At 69.9% G+C, this 13,667-nt stretch carries 11 protein-coding genes and 4 pseudogenes; 3 read left to right on the top strand and 12 right to left on the bottom strand.

Annotation, left to right across the window (positions count from 1 at the left end):
* Positions 1–300 precede the first annotated feature (300 nt).
* From ACIA8R_RS52635 to ACIA8R_RS52655, 5 genes are all read right to left on the bottom strand, one after another.
* Complete coding sequence (locus ACIA8R_RS52635; RefSeq protein WP_397045766.1) at positions 301–1,278, bottom strand: ferritin family protein; 978 nt, start codon at positions 1,276–1,278, stop codon at positions 301–303.
* Positions 1,279–1,506: 228 nt separating this feature from the next.
* Entirely contained in the window at positions 1,507–4,032 is a 2,526-nt protein-coding gene (locus ACIA8R_RS52640; RefSeq protein WP_397045768.1) for an FtsX-like permease family protein, read from the bottom strand.
* Positions 4,026–4,703, bottom strand: coding sequence for an ABC transporter ATP-binding protein (locus ACIA8R_RS52645; protein ID WP_397045770.1), 678 nt, complete (start codon positions 4,701–4,703; stop codon positions 4,026–4,028). The genes ACIA8R_RS52640 and ACIA8R_RS52645 overlap by 7 nt, the downstream gene beginning before the upstream one ends.
* Entirely contained in the window at positions 4,700–5,392 is a 693-nt protein-coding gene (locus ACIA8R_RS52650) for an ABC transporter ATP-binding protein (RefSeq protein ID WP_397045772.1), read from the bottom strand. Before ACIA8R_RS52650 ends, ACIA8R_RS52645 begins: the two co-directional genes overlap by 4 nt.
* Positions 5,350–5,964: a hypothetical protein gene (locus ACIA8R_RS52655; protein WP_397045774.1), complete on the bottom strand. Its 615-nt coding sequence runs from the start codon at positions 5,962–5,964 to the stop codon at positions 5,350–5,352. The genes ACIA8R_RS52650 and ACIA8R_RS52655 overlap by 43 nt, the downstream gene beginning before the upstream one ends.
* An 86-nt stretch (positions 5,965–6,050) precedes the next feature.
* Between ACIA8R_RS52655 and ACIA8R_RS52660 the strand changes: the two genes are divergently transcribed.
* Positions 6,051–7,340 (top strand): ATP-binding protein, encoded by a 1,290-nt coding sequence (locus ACIA8R_RS52660; RefSeq protein ID WP_397045776.1) that lies wholly within the window; start codon positions 6,051–6,053, stop codon positions 7,338–7,340.
* Between the two features lie 28 nt (positions 7,341–7,368).
* Here the strand turns inward: ACIA8R_RS52660 and ACIA8R_RS52665 are convergent, their stop codons facing one another.
* From ACIA8R_RS52665 to ACIA8R_RS52695, 7 genes and pseudogenes are all read right to left on the bottom strand, one after another.
* On the bottom strand, positions 7,369–8,046 hold the full coding sequence (locus tag ACIA8R_RS52665; RefSeq protein WP_397045778.1) for a response regulator transcription factor: 678 nt from the start codon (positions 8,044–8,046) through the stop codon (positions 7,369–7,371).
* A gap of 51 nt (positions 8,047–8,097) precedes the next feature.
* A pseudogene (locus tag ACIA8R_RS52670) lies at positions 8,098–8,346 on the bottom strand (integrase core domain-containing protein); the annotation flags it as partial.
* Between the two features lie 49 nt (positions 8,347–8,395).
* Complete coding sequence (locus ACIA8R_RS52675) at positions 8,396–8,764, bottom strand: transposase (RefSeq protein ID WP_397045780.1); 369 nt, start codon at positions 8,762–8,764, stop codon at positions 8,396–8,398.
* Positions 8,765–8,767: 3 nt separating this feature from the next.
* Complete coding sequence (locus tag ACIA8R_RS52680; protein WP_397045786.1) at positions 8,768–9,283, bottom strand: hypothetical protein; 516 nt, start codon at positions 9,281–9,283, stop codon at positions 8,768–8,770.
* 80 nt (positions 9,284–9,363) lie between these two features.
* A pseudogene (locus tag ACIA8R_RS52685) lies at positions 9,364–9,585 on the bottom strand (transposase); the annotation flags it as partial.
* 151 nt (positions 9,586–9,736) lie between these two features.
* Positions 9,737–10,045 (bottom strand): transposase family protein, encoded by a 309-nt coding sequence (locus ACIA8R_RS52690; RefSeq protein WP_397045782.1) that lies wholly within the window; start codon positions 10,043–10,045, stop codon positions 9,737–9,739.
* 66 nt (positions 10,046–10,111) lie between these two features.
* Positions 10,112–11,005, bottom strand: a pseudogene (locus tag ACIA8R_RS52695) (IS256 family transposase); the annotation flags it as partial.
* Positions 11,006–11,049: 44 nt separating this feature from the next.
* On the opposite strand from ACIA8R_RS52695, the gene ACIA8R_RS52700 reads away from it, so the two are divergent.
* Complete coding sequence (locus ACIA8R_RS52700) at positions 11,050–12,420, top strand: IS4 family transposase (RefSeq protein ID WP_397045784.1); 1,371 nt, start codon at positions 11,050–11,052, stop codon at positions 12,418–12,420.
* Positions 12,421–12,433: 13 nt separating this feature from the next.
* Positions 12,434–13,327: pseudogene (locus ACIA8R_RS52705) on the top strand (IS256 family transposase); the annotation flags it as partial.
* Positions 13,328–13,667: the final 340 nt, after the last annotated feature.

Consider the following 13,667-nt stretch of genomic DNA (forward strand, 5'->3'; position numbering starts at 1 on the left):
ATCACAGCACGACCGGACCCGCCAACGGCGGTAACGCTACAAATCCCTACGATCACACTGCGGCATCACGGGCATAGGCTCGCAAACTGCACTCTCAGAACCTCGAAAACGGTGCGTGCAGCACGCGGCGGAGCGCGCTGAATCCATTGGCGGCCGCATCGGTGCCGATGGGCACCCGGGAGGGGCGGCATTTCCTGAGATGGGAAGGCCATCCTTAGGGGACGGCGACATCTGGGGCGCGGTCGCAAAATCGGTTGGGTTGCGCCTGCGGTGAGTGGTGGTGGCAGTGGATGATCTGGTTCAGCCCGAGGCCGGGCAGCGAGTACGCAGCCGGGACACGGCGCTGGTGAGCGCCTGCGCCTGCTCCATCTCGTCGCGCGCGATGCTGGTGAACAGGGCCGCCACGGTGTGATCGCCGACCCTGGCCGCTTGCCTGGCATAGCCGGGATACATTCGCCGACCGTTGTAGAGCTCACCACCGATCGCCTCGCACGTGTTCGCCCTGGTGTCGTGGACCAGGCCGGCGAGCCGTGCCTCCGCAGCGAAGTGCTCCGTGCGCTCAGCACCGGCCATGCTGCCGAACAGCATGGCCAGCCGCGGCTCGCCCGTCTGCCGGGCCCGCTCGGCGTAGAGGGTGTACTTGGCGTCGGCGAATGCCTCTTGCATCAGCGCGGCGACCAGATTGCCCAGCGTGCGGGCAGCCGATGCGGCAGGACCGCCGGTTCGGGTCCTCTCCGGTGGGACGGGCACCGCCGCCGGGGTCGCCGTGCCCAACGCGGGGTGAACGATTGCCTCGAGCGCCTGCGTCAAGGTGTCGTGGCGGGCGGCCACGTTTCGAGCCTGATCAGTGAACACCCGGACCGCGTTCGTCTCGCCGTCGTGCTCAGCTTCGGCGGCGAACCTCCTGTACAGGCTCGCCAGGTAGGAGTTGCGGGTCATGGCGTCGCGCAGGTTTGCGACATTGTCGCCGACCAGCCCGATCAGCTTGGCCTGCCCGGTGAAGCGCTCGTGCAACTCGGTGCGTGCCGCCTGGTTGAGCACGTCCCGCACGTGCGGAAGCCCTTCCTGGGCAGCCTGGGTGGCGTAGACACGGTACATCGCGTGGGCAAAGGCCGCACTGCGCGCTGACTCGGCCAGGTTGGCGCGCGTTTGAGCATGTACGTCGTTGCGGCTGCGGACGTCCGCCACGTTCGCGGTGCTGACCGGCACGGCGACGAGCATCGCGGCGCCGACCACCACGAAGGCGGCTCTCCGGCAGGCGCAACCTGGCGAGCTCATGTGCCCTCCTGGTCGATGTGGCGATCCAAGCTCAGATCTAGCCTTGCCCTAGCTCGGCCGGGCGAACTCCTACGCCGCCTTCATGCTGTCTTCATGCTGTGTGCCGCCCCTGGCAAAGGGACCGTCTCGGGCATCGATAGCGCGCCGCTTGTAGACCCATGGCCACGATCCCACCACCGAGGAAGGTGCGGCCGGGTGGGATCCTCCTCCGAGCGGGCCACGGATGGATCACAGGTCGCGCAACACGGTCATCGGCGGGCGGCGGGCGGCCCGTACCGTCGCCGCCCCGGCCGCCAGCAGCGCCGCGACGCCGAGGACCGCCAGCAGCCCCAGATACGCCCACGGCACGGCCAGCGCGTCGGGAGGCGGGTCGAACACCCCGCTGAGCACGGCCACCAGCATCCTCGACAGCGCCCACCCGCACAGCGCCCCGAAGACGGTCGCGGCCACCCCGACCAGAGCGACCTCGGCCCACACGAACGAGCCCAGCTGCCGCGGGGTCGCCCCCAGCACCCGGGCCAGCGCGTAGGTGCGGCGCCGCTCGGCGAAGCCGAGGGCCAGCAGCAGACCGGTGGCCAAGGCAGCCAGCGCCAGCGCGTAGCCGAGCTCGATGGTCGTCAGGCCGGCCAGGTCCACGGCGGTGAGGCTGCTGCCGACGACCTGGCGGCTGGTCTCGACGTCGGTGACCTTGGCCGTCGGGCCGAGCAGGCCGCGCAGCTCGGCGGCGACCCGGTGGGGCGGGGTCCCGTCGGTGCTGATCAGGTACATGGTGTCGGCGGGCATGGTGCGGGCCAGGTAGGAGGCGTTGGCCACCAGGAAGCTGTCGCGGGGTGCGGTGGGGAACTCGGTGATGACGCCCGCGTAGTGGAAGGGGACGGTCCTGCCGTTCTCGGTCCGCAGCCGCACCTGGTCACCGAGGTGAAGCTGGAAGTCGTTGACGGTCTCCTGGCTGACCAGAAGCGCGTCAGGTTGCCTGGCGAGCCGGTCGAGGATCTCGCGGGCGGTGCCGCCGGAGACGTAGGCGTCGTGCAGGCGCACGGTGGAGGGGCGGATGCCGTACAGGTCCTGCAGGTCGGAGCCGACGTAGGCGAAGCGGTGCTGCAACGGCTCCACCCGCCCGACGCCGGGCACGGCCGCCAACTGCTGCGCCGTCGCCCTGGTCTGGGAGACGGTGACGTCGGCGCCGTTGGTCAGCTCGGCATCCACCTGGGCCTGCTGACGGTAGGTGGTGTCGAAGACGGAGGTGGACACGGCGAACGCGACGGCCAGCGCCGCCAGGGTGGCCGCCCGGGCCAGCGGGGCACGCTGGCGCGTCAGCATCGCCGAGACGGTGCCCGCCAGGCCCCCGGTCAGCGGCCGGACCGCCCAGGTGATGGGCAACGTCCTGGTCAGGCGCCAGATCAGCAGCCCGGCGCCGGTCCACAGCAGGGCCGGTCCGGCGAAGGCCCAGTAGTCGACCGACAGCTGGGGCAGGCCCTCGGGGACCAGGACGAGCTGGTAGCCGTTCTTGCTGGTGATCCAGAAGATCACCGCGGATCCTGCCAGCAGCCACAGGTCCAGCCCGTACCGCAACCAGGCGGGCGATCGGCGCGATCCGCCGACCGGACGGCGAGCTGCCGCCACGGTGGTGGCACGCAGCGTGGGCGGCAGCACGGTGACGGCCGCGACCAGCAGTCCCAGAGCGGCCGCCCACCACGAAACGTTCGCCGATCCGAACAGCACCCGCCCGGCCAGCGCGGCCAGCCCCAGGCCGGCCAGCACTCCTGCCACGCCCACCAGCGCCGTCTCGGCCAGCGCGAGCCGCACCAGCGTGCCCCTGGAGGCGCCCCTGGTACGCAACAGCGCCTGATCGGCCGTCCGCCGCGGTGCGCCCGCCCGCGTCACGAGACCGGCGAGCAGGGCCGCCAGCACGACCGCCGGCGCGCCCAGGAACAAGAACAGCACCTGCGAGTACAGGGCGTCCTCGCGGGCGGCGTCCAGGGCCGCGCCGAGGTTGTCGCCGACCAGGCCGCTGCCGGCCATGCGCTCCTCCAGGTTGCGCGCCTGCCCGGTGACCGCGGTGTAGGCGGCGGCCGGGTCGGGCGGCAGCCGGTGGTCGATGCGGACGTGGAACTGGGTGCGTACCCGGTCGCGCGGGATGCCGTCGAACAGCCGGTGCCAGTCGGCCTCCGGCAGCAGCAGCACGTTGTCGGGGGGCGCCTGCGGCTGCGCGCCGGGCGGCGCGCCGACGCGCTGGAACAGCGAGTCGGCGGCGGGCAGCTCCACCACCCCGGTAACCGCCACCGTCGCGTCCGGCAGCCCAGGACGGCGGACGGTGACACTGGCTCCGGGCTGGGCGTGCAGGTTGGCGGCGGTCTGCTGGGCCAGCAGCGGCCCGTTCGCGTTACCGGCGAGCAGGCGCAGCTCGCCGGGGAAGACAGCGGCGTAGTCGGCGGGGAGCCCGAGGACCTGGCCCGCGCCGGTGGTCAGCGTCTGCCCGGCCTGGCGGGACTCCAGCCCGTCGACGCGGGCGAAGCTCACCCGCCTGGACGTGCCGGGCATCGGTACGGACACGCTCTGGCCGGGCTGCTGTTCCACCTGCCAGTCGACCGCCACCCGCTGGATCGAGCGGGCCGTCATGGTGGCCTTCGCAGTTGCGAGGAACGCGCCCAGCGCGGCGGGAAGCGCCACGGCGAGCGCGATGCCCGCCGCGGCCGCGGCCAGCCTGCCTGTCCGGCGGGCCAGCAGGCCGCGCAGCCAGATGAGGATCAGCATGACAGCGCTCCGTCGCTCATCGTCCAGGAGGCGGGCAGCCGGGAGGCGACCAGCGGATCGTGGGTGGCGACCACAAGGGCCGCCTCCAGCCGGGAGGCCACCCCGACGAGCAGGTCCACCACTCTGCGGGCCAGGTCCGAGTCGAGCTGTGCCGTGGGCTCGTCCGCGATGATCAGGCGCGGCTCGGCGGCCAGCACGCGGGCTACCGCCACGCGCTGTGCCTGCCCGCCCGACAGCTCCTCGGGCAGCGACCCGGCCAGACCGGCCAGACCGATCGTGGCCAGCGCGATCAGCGCCCGCTTCTTGGCCTCGGCTTCTTCGACACCCGCGATGATCAGCGGCAGCGCGACGTTCTCGACGACGGTGAGCGGGGGCAGCAGGCTCGGCCCCTGGAAGACCACGCCGACGCGGCCTCGCGGGCGGTCGTCGAGGGCGGGCCAGCCGATCCGGCCCGCCGTGGGCCGGTCGAGCCCGGCCAGCAGGTGCAGCAGTGTCGTCTTGCCCGACCCAGACGGGCCGGTGATCGCGACCTGCTGTCCCGGCCGCAGCTCGCAGGTGACGCTGTGCACGGCGACCAGGGCGTTCGCCCCCTTGCCGTACGAGCGGGCCAGCCCCTGGCAGGTGACCAGCGCGGTGATGCCCGCCGCCCGATCCTTGGCCTCCACGGTCATGTCGCCCGGCCGTCCTTCAGCTCCAGGACGCGGTCGGCCAGCCGCCGCACGGCCGGGCTGTGCGAGGCGATCACCACGGCGGTCCGCTCACCCGCCTGCCTGCGGATCAGCCGCAGCACGGGCCCCTCCGTGTGCTGGTCGAGCTCGCCGGTGGGCTCGTCGGCCAGCAGCAGCGCCGGACGGTTGGCCAGCGCCACCGCCAGCCCCGCGCGGGCCGCCTCGCCCCCGGACAGCTGGCTCGGCCATGCCCGCGCCCTGGCCGCCAGCCCCAGACCGGCCAGCAGCTCGTCGCGCAGGCGACGATCGCGCCGCCCCGCCAGCCGCTGGGCCAGATCGACGTTGGCCGCGACCGTCAGATGCTCGATCAGGTTGCCACTCTGGAACAGCACGCCCACCAGCCGGGCGCGCAGCGCCGCGCGCTCGGCTTCGGGCCGGTGACTGATGCGGTGGCCATCCACCCTGACGGTGCCGCCGTCCGGGTCGTCCAGCCCGCCCAGACAGGCCAGCAGCGTGGACTTGCCTGACCCCGACGGGCCGCTGACCAGCACGACCTCCCCCGCAGCGACATCAAGGCTGACGCCGCGCAGCGCCCTGGTCTCCTCATCACCCGACCGGTAGAACCGGTAGAGCTCTTCGGCCTGCACGATCACGACGCCGTCCAGTGGAAGGAGTCCGACACCGTCCGCCACGGGTCCACGTTGTCCGCGCCGACCGGCCCGGACAGGGTCAGGATCGCCTCGCGCCTGGCCCGGTAGAAGATGTAGCGCTCGACCTCGTCCTTGACGACCTTGCCGGTGACCGGGTCGGGGCTGCTGCCTGCGCGGTAGACGATCCGCACGGCCTTGCCGCCCTTCCTGCTCACCGTGTCCACCGTGCGAATGTTGCTGCTGGGCACCCCGCTCCTGACCGACGCCTCGGTCGGCGGGAGGGCGGCGGGCCTGGTCTCGATGCGAATGCTGTTGAGCTTGTCGGTGAAGCTCGCCCCGGTGGGCAGGTCCGTGCGCGCCCACCCTTCGGGCACCTTCACCTCATACGGTTGCCCGGGGTGCCGGTAGGCGACGAAGACGGTGTCGTCCGGGATGTCGCCCGGCGGATTCGACTCCGTGGGCCGCGGGGCCGGGGTGTCGTTGCCCGCGGCCGCCTGTGTCCGTACCTGCGTCTGTGTCTGAGGCTGGGTCTGGGTCTGGGCGGGCGTCGCTGCCGAGCAGCCTGCCGCCAGCCCTGCCGTGACCAGGACGATGACGCTCTGCCGTACCTTCATGCCTCCCACGCTAGGAACAGGCCGGCAAGCGCCCGCTCAACGACGGGTTAGCGGGGCGTTTACCTACCATCTGCCACCCTGGAACAGTGACAGCGCAGGGCGTGCCGCTGCGGCGGCGGGTGCTGGTGGTGATCGTCAGCGTGACCGCCCTTGCCGTCGCGCTCTTTCTGGTGCCCCTGGCGATCGCGGTGAACATCCTGTACCACGACCAGACGGTGGCCGCCCTGCAACGCGACGCCGCCTGGGTCGCCGCCGCCGTCCCCGACGAACCACGGGGGTCGTTGAAGCTGCCGACGGGCCTGCCGGGCGACCTGGCCATCGGCGGCTACACCACGGCCGGCGCCCGCCTGTTCGGCAACGGCCCCGCCCTCTCCCACCTGGCAACCTCCAGCAAGGACGGCCGCGTCCACGACGCGGTGGAGGAAGGCTTCCTGGCAGTGTCCGCCCCCGTCCCCTCCGACGAGGGCCCCGCGCTGATCATCCGAGTGGCGACGCCGAACGCACAGGTCGAACAGCGCATCCACCAGGCATGGCTGCTCATGGGCGGGCTGGCGCTGATCGTGATCGCCCTGGCCGCGGGCGCGGCCGTGCGGCAGTCGGCCCGGCTCGCCGCACCCCTGGAGCGGCTGACCGCCGCGGCCCAGGCACTCGGCGGCGGCGACTTCAGCGTCCGCACCGCACCCTCCGGGCTACGCGAGGCCGATCAGGCCGCACAAGCGCTGGAGTCGACGGCACGCCGCCTCGGCGACGTGCTCGCCCGCGAGCGGGCCTTCAGCGCCGACGTCTCCCACCAGTTGCGCACCGGGCTGACCGGCCTGCTGCTCGGCCTGGAATCGGCGCTGTCCCGGCCCGGCACAGACCTGGCCCCCGCGGTCCAGGCCGCGCTGAGCAGGGGCGAGCGGCTGCAGGAAGTCCTCGACGATCTCGTACGGCTCAGCCGCGACAACCGCACGCCCGCCGAGCGGCTCGACGTGGACGCGCTGATGGAGGAGATCCGGCAAGAATGGCACGGCCCGCTGGCCCAAGTGGGCCGCCGCCTGACCATCACCGTGGAACCCGCACTGCCGCCGGTGACCGCCCAGCCCGCCGCGGTCCGGCAGATCCTGCGCGTCCTGCTTGACAACGCCTTGCGGCACGGCCGGGGAGAGGTCGCCGTCACTGTCTCCGACGTGGGCCCCGGCATGGCCGTCGAGGTGAGCGATCACGGGCCGGGCATGGCCACGGACAGCGACCCGTTCGTCAGGTCCAGCGGACACAGCCACGGCATTGGCCTGGCCCTGGCCCGGTCACTGGCCGAGGCCGAGGGCGGCAGGCTGGTACTCAGCCGCGCCAGTCCCCCGCTGTTCAGCCTGCTGCTCCCCGGTCACGACGCCTGACGCCGGACGGGTGGCGAGCGGCGGCGAGTCATGGCTCGTAGCGGTAGCCGCGCCCCCGTACTGTGACGATCCGCTCCATCGGTTCGCCGTGCTCGGCCAGCTTGCGGCGCAGCGCGAACACGTGCACATCCAGCGTCTTGGTGGGGCCGAACCAGTTCTCGTCCCACACCTCGTCCATCAGCTGCTCGCGGGTCACCACCTCGCCCGCCCGGCTGACCAGCGCCGCCAGCAGGTCGAACTCCTTGGGCCGCAACACCACCTCCGCCTGCCCGACGTAGGCGCGCCGCGCAGGCAGGTCGAGGCGCAACCGCCCGGCCGTCAGTATGCGCTCCCCCGGTGCCGGGCCACGTCGCCGCAGATGCGCGCGGATCCTGGCCATCAGCTCGGTCAACCGGAACGGCTTGGTCAGGTAGTCATCAGCCCCCGCGTCCAGCGCCACCACGACCTCGAACTCCTGCGTACGAGCCGTCAGCACGACGATCACCGTGTCCGGCACCCTCAAACGCAGCCGCCGGCACAGGGACACCCCGTCCACATCGGGCAGCCCCAGATCCAGCAGGACGAGATCCGGCTGGTGCCGCTCGGCCGCCTGCACCGCCTCGGCCCCGTCCTCGGCTGGTTCCGCCTCGTACCCCTGGGCGGCCAGCGCCTCGACCAGCTCGGACCGAATGACCAGATCGTCCTCCACGACCAGTACACACGCCATGCGGCCGATGCTACGAGGTGCGGGGCTTCCCCATAGACGTGGACACCCATTTCAAGCGGCAGGCTTTAGGCTAGCTGTCGTCTTCTCATAGTCGATCGGACTGAGCTGGTCGAGGCGGGAGTGCCGCCGGACCGTGTTGTAGCGGGTGATCCAACGGAACACGGCGAGGTGGGCGGTGCGGGCGTCGGGCCAGCTGTGTGCGCCCTGCAGCGTCTCGCGTTTCAGGCTCGCGTTGAAGGGCTCGGCCGCCGCGTTGTCGGCGCCGGTGCCGACAACGCCGCGCGAGCGGGTGACGCCGAGCGGCTCTGGCTCTCTCGGTGATCTAGTCACGGAGCGTAGGAATACTCGGTCACATGTAGCGGAGGACGCGGATCCGAAGCAGATCGAAGTTCGCCCGGCCAAACATCTGCCGCTTCAGGAATTTGATCTTGTTGACGGTGCCCTCGACGGCGCCGCTGCTGTAGGGCAGGGTCAGCCCGGCTTGCACCGCGGCGTGGTCGCGGCGGAGCCCAGCGGCGAAGGCCGTCAGATGGGGAAGGACTTCCGCGTCGGCGGTGACCGCGGCGATCCAGGCGTCCAGCAAATGCCCGTCGCGGTTGGTCATCATCGTGGCGAAGGTGCGGACGTGTCCGGCTGCGCTATCCAGCTCGGGGCAGCGGTTCAGGAGTTCGGCCATGTGGCCCCGGTTGTCGGCGTCCAGATGGTCAGGGTGAGACATGATTCAGCCGGTGACGCGGCGGGGCTTGGGTGGCAGGCAGGGTTCTTGCCGCACGTTTCTGGTGGCCGCGTAGCGGCTTGAGCCAGCCCTGGACGGCGCGTCGGCTCCGGTGAAGCCTTGGGCGTTGATCTCGGCGTGGAACTGGATGGCGTTCGTGCAGCCTTCGTTCCAGCGCCGGGTGAGGTAGGGCTTGAACTGATCCAGCTTGCTGCTGCGGCTCAGAGTCGGGGCCAGGAGTACATCCACGCTGGTGGCGCCCGCGTACTTGCGGGCAGTACGGAAGGCCAGGCCAAGCTGACGGCTGATCGCATTCAGGGACGCGCCGCCGTTCTTCAGCGCTTGCACCTGGGTGTAGCGCTCCTGCATCCGCGTCACTATCGGCCGTTCGTTGCCGTAGGAGTCCAATACCTTGGGCCGCTCGACGGGTTCGACCTCGCGGCCGGTCTCCTCCTTGATCGCGGTGCCTGGTTCCAGGGCTTCGTGCAGGCAGGATCGGTGTGTGCGGACCGTCTTGTCCACCGCGTCGGCGAGGTTCTGCCACAATGGAAACGATCGGCGACCTGGACCGCCTCGGGGGCACCCTGCCGGGCGCCGTCGGCATAGGAGCCGGCCCGTTCCCGGCAGATCACCTCGACCCCGGGATGGCCCTTTCGCCAAGCCGCCAAGTCCTCAGCGGTCCGGCCGTCCAGCAGATCAACAGGACGATGGGTATCCATGTCCACCAGGACGGTGCCGTAGGAGTTTCCGCGCCTCTCGGCGAAGTCGTCGACGCCCAGCACCGTGACCTGCCCCACCTCCGGATCGGGCAATGCCCGGAGCATCCGCAGCAGCGTGGAGCGGCCGACCGGCGCACCTGCCAGGACGGCCAGACGGGCACCGGCTCGCCCGGCCAGCGCGATCACGATCGAGGCCAGCAGCGTGCGCAACGCGGTGCTGCGACGGGCATGCCGCCGCGTCAGCCCATCAACCTGCTCAGCGAAGATCCCCCCGCTCGCAGGTGAACGCGCTGCAGAAGAAACGGCGTACCTCCAGCTCGACCTTGACCGGCCGTCCGCACGCGGCCAGATCCCACACAGTCCGTCGGTACCGGCTGTGCACTCGGGCCGACGGCAGCCCACACTCCGGACACGAAGTCTCGGGCACCACCGTGCGCGCTGCGATCAGCACATGGTCACCAAGGTCCTCAACAGCCAGGACCTGCACATCCTTGAGAGAAGGGCAGAACAAACGGAGGCAGCAGGCATCCTCACCCGTCGGCGTTTGCAGCACGATTGACCCCACGGCCGCTCGGTCACGTCCACGGACGTGGTGTATGAATCGATCTGCGCGTGATCCTGTTTCTGCAGGTTAAGCGGTGAGTGTCTGTGGGATCTGGTTCTGGGCGGGTGTGTCGCCCGGGATCACCCGCATCCGGGCTTTGGCCAGCACGTCCAGACCCATGTAGCGGCGGGCTTCTGTCCATTCGTCGGTCTGCTCGGCCAAAACGGCACCGACCAGGCGGACGATCGCGGCCCGATCGGGGAAGATACCGACCACGTCGGTGCGGCGGCGGATCTCCTTGTTCAGCCGCTCCTGTGGATTGTTGGACCAGATCTGTTTCCAGACCTCGCGAGGGAAGACGGCGAAGGCCAGCAGGTCCTCGCGGGCGCCGTCCAGATGCTCGCAGGCGGCCGGATACTTGGCCTCCAACGCGTCGATCACCCAGGCATGCTGGGTGCGGACCTGCTCGCTGGTGGGCTGGTCGAAGATGGTGCGCACCAGCGTGGCCACCCACGGCTGCGCCGATTTCGGAACGGTGGTGAGCAGGTTGCGCAGGTAGTGGGTGCGGCAGCGCTGCCAGGCCGCGCCCGGCAGGCTCGCGCCGATCGCCTCGACCAGTCCGCGGTGCGCGTCGGAGATCACCAGCTGCACCCCGGACAGGCCGCGCGCGACCAGGCCGCGCAGGAACGCCAGCCAGCCCGCGCCGTCCTCGGCCGAGGTGACCTCCAGCCCGAGGATCTCCCGCTGCCCGTTGGCGTTCACAGCGGTGGCGACCAGGGCGTGCACGTTGATCGTGCGGCCGCCCTCACGCACCTTCTGCGTCAACGCATCCAGCCAGACGAACGTGTAGGGGCCGGCATCCAACGTCCGGGTGCGGAAGGCCTCGACCTGCTCATCCAGGGTCTTGGCCATCTGAGACACCTGGCTCTTGGAGATGTGTTTGATGCCGAGCTGCTCGACCAGCTTGTCCACCCGCCGAGTCAATGCCGTTGCGTTTGCATGCATAGTGGAGTAACTCCATCACTATGGGTGAAGAAGGCTGTCCAGAGGTGGGATTGAGCGTTCTCACGCGATGGTGCCCGCCGGAGCTGATAGATGCGGCCATCGCCAAGTGCGGGCGGTATGAGCGGAGACGTCGCCTGCTCTCGACCCGGATGATGGTCTACTTCGAAATGGCACGCTGCCTGTTTCCGCATCTGGGCTACGAGCACGTGCTGCGCGAGCTGGTACCCGCCGACGCCGAAGAGACCGGCCCTTGGCACGTCCCCAACAAGTCCTCGCTGTGTCGTGCCCGGCGACGCGTGGGGCCAGCCGTGCTGCAGGAAGTCTTTGACCAGGTCACCGGCCCGATGGCCAGCCTTGATGCATGCCCATCAGCATTCTGGCGAGGACTTCGACTCACTGCGTTCGACGGCACCGCGCTCGCCGTCGCCGACACTCCAGCCAACGCCGCAGCCTTCCTGCGCAAAGGCGCTAACATCCTGGAGAAATACGGATATCCGCAGGTAGAGCTCGGTATCTTATTCGAGATCGGGACACACTCGATCATCGCCGCAGCGGTCGGCGAACGGGACGACAACGAGATAACCCTCGCCAGCCAACTCGTGCCAGCCACCGGTCCGAACACCCTCGTGCTAGCCGATCGCAACATGCTGGGTGTCGAGTTATGGCATGCCTTCACCAGTACCGGCGCCCACCTCCTGTGGCGCATCCGGCCCAAGGTGGCCCGCCATCGCGTCGGTGACCTGCCCGACGGCAGCTACCTCGCCACCGTGCGCATCGGCTCAAACCGAGCCAAGCAACGCCGACGAACCAACCGCGACATACCCGCCCAGGTCACCGTCCGCGTCATCGAATACCACCTCGGCGAAGGGCGGGAACTCTACCGACTGGCCACCTCATTACTCGACCCCACCCTGGCTCCAGCCAGCGAACTGGCCGTCCTCTATCACCAACGCTGGGAGGCCGAAGTCGCCTACGCCAAACTGAAGACACAGCAGCGCGGCACGGGCACCGTCTTACGCTCCCACTATCCGGACGGCATCCGCCAAGAGATCTGGGCCCAGCTGATTGTGCACCACCTCACCCAGACGCTTATCTACCACGCAGCCCAGGCGACCCCGCCCATCGACCCCGACGAAATCTCATTCCGCAGGGCTCAACAAGCCGTCCGACGTAACCTCGGCCGGCCGCTATCTCCCCGTTGGCAACGCCGAGCACTTCACCGGACAGTCACCGAATTGCGTTCCCACCCCGTCGAGGACAGACGCCATCGGCACTGCCCGCGCAGACTCAAACGCGTCAGCGCCCGCTTCGCCCGCCTCAGACCCGGCTCACGCTCTTCCTCTCCATCGACTCCACTACCGACCGTCACTCTCGCTGGCAAACCGCCATAAGGCAACGGCATTGACCCACCGGGTGGACAAGCTGATCGAGCAGCTCGGTATCAAGCACATCTCCAAGAGCCAGGTCAGCCAGATGGCCAAGACACTGGATGAGCAGGTCGACGCGTTCCGGACCCGGGCGCTGGATGCCCGCCCCTACACCTTCGTCTGGCTGGACGCCCTGACACAGAAGGTGCGCGAGGGCGGCCGGATCATCAACGTGCACGTCCTGGTCGCGACCGGGGTCAACGCTGACGGCCGGCGTGAGATCCTCGGCCTGGAGGTCACCTCGGCCGAGGACGGCGCGGGCTGGCTGGCGTTCCTGCGCGGCCTGGTCGCCCGCGGTCTGTCCGGGGTGCAACTGGTCATCTCCGACTGCCATGCCGGTCTCGTGGCCGCGATCGGCGCTACCCTGGCCGGCGCGTCCTGGCAGCGGTGTCGCAGCCACTACCTGCGCAACTTGCTGACCTGCGTCAGCAAGTCCGCGCAGCCGTTCGTGGCCACCTTGGTGCGCACCGTCTTCGACCAACCCGACGCCGCCTCGGTGCGTTCTCAGCACGCCTGGGTGGTGCAGACGCTGGAGGCCAAGCATCCGGCCGCCGCCGAGCATCTCGACGCCGCCCGGGAGGATCTGATCGCCTTCGCCGCCTTCCCGCGCGAGATCTGGCCGCAGATCTGGTCCAACAACCCGCAAGAGCGGTTGAACAAGGAGATCCGCCGCCGCACCGACGTGGTCGGGATCTTCCCCGACCGGCCATCGATCATCCGGCTGGTCGGCGCGGTGCTGGCCGAGCAGACCGATGAGTGGGTCGAAGCCCGCCGCTACATGGGCCTGGACGTCCTGGCCAAGGCCCGCGTCCGGGTGATCTGCGGCGACACACCAGCACAGAACCCGCTCCCACAGACACTTACCGCTTAACCTGCAGAAACAGGATCACGCGAAGATCGATTCATACACCACGTCCGTGGACGTGACCCTGTCTCGCTGGGCCAGCAGCCAACTCATCCGCAAGATCGGCCGGGTATCCACACCGCCCGGCCGATCTCTTCAGCACTCTTGCCAACAACCCAAAAGCCTCAACTGCCTGGCCTTGGGCGAGCCCCATCCGCTGCTACCGGAATCGTCTGCCGTTCCGTCCCGACCGGCGACTGACAACCGGTGCGGTGATGGTCACGGGGATGCCTGAGGGAGCCTGGGCGCCCGTGATACGCCTCAGCTCGGCCTCGCCCGAACGGACCTCGCTGGTCTGCGGGACGAT

It is taken from the genome of Nonomuraea sp. NPDC051191, from assembly GCF_044455665.1.
Classification (GTDB): domain Bacteria; phylum Actinomycetota; class Actinomycetes; order Streptosporangiales; family Streptosporangiaceae; genus Nonomuraea.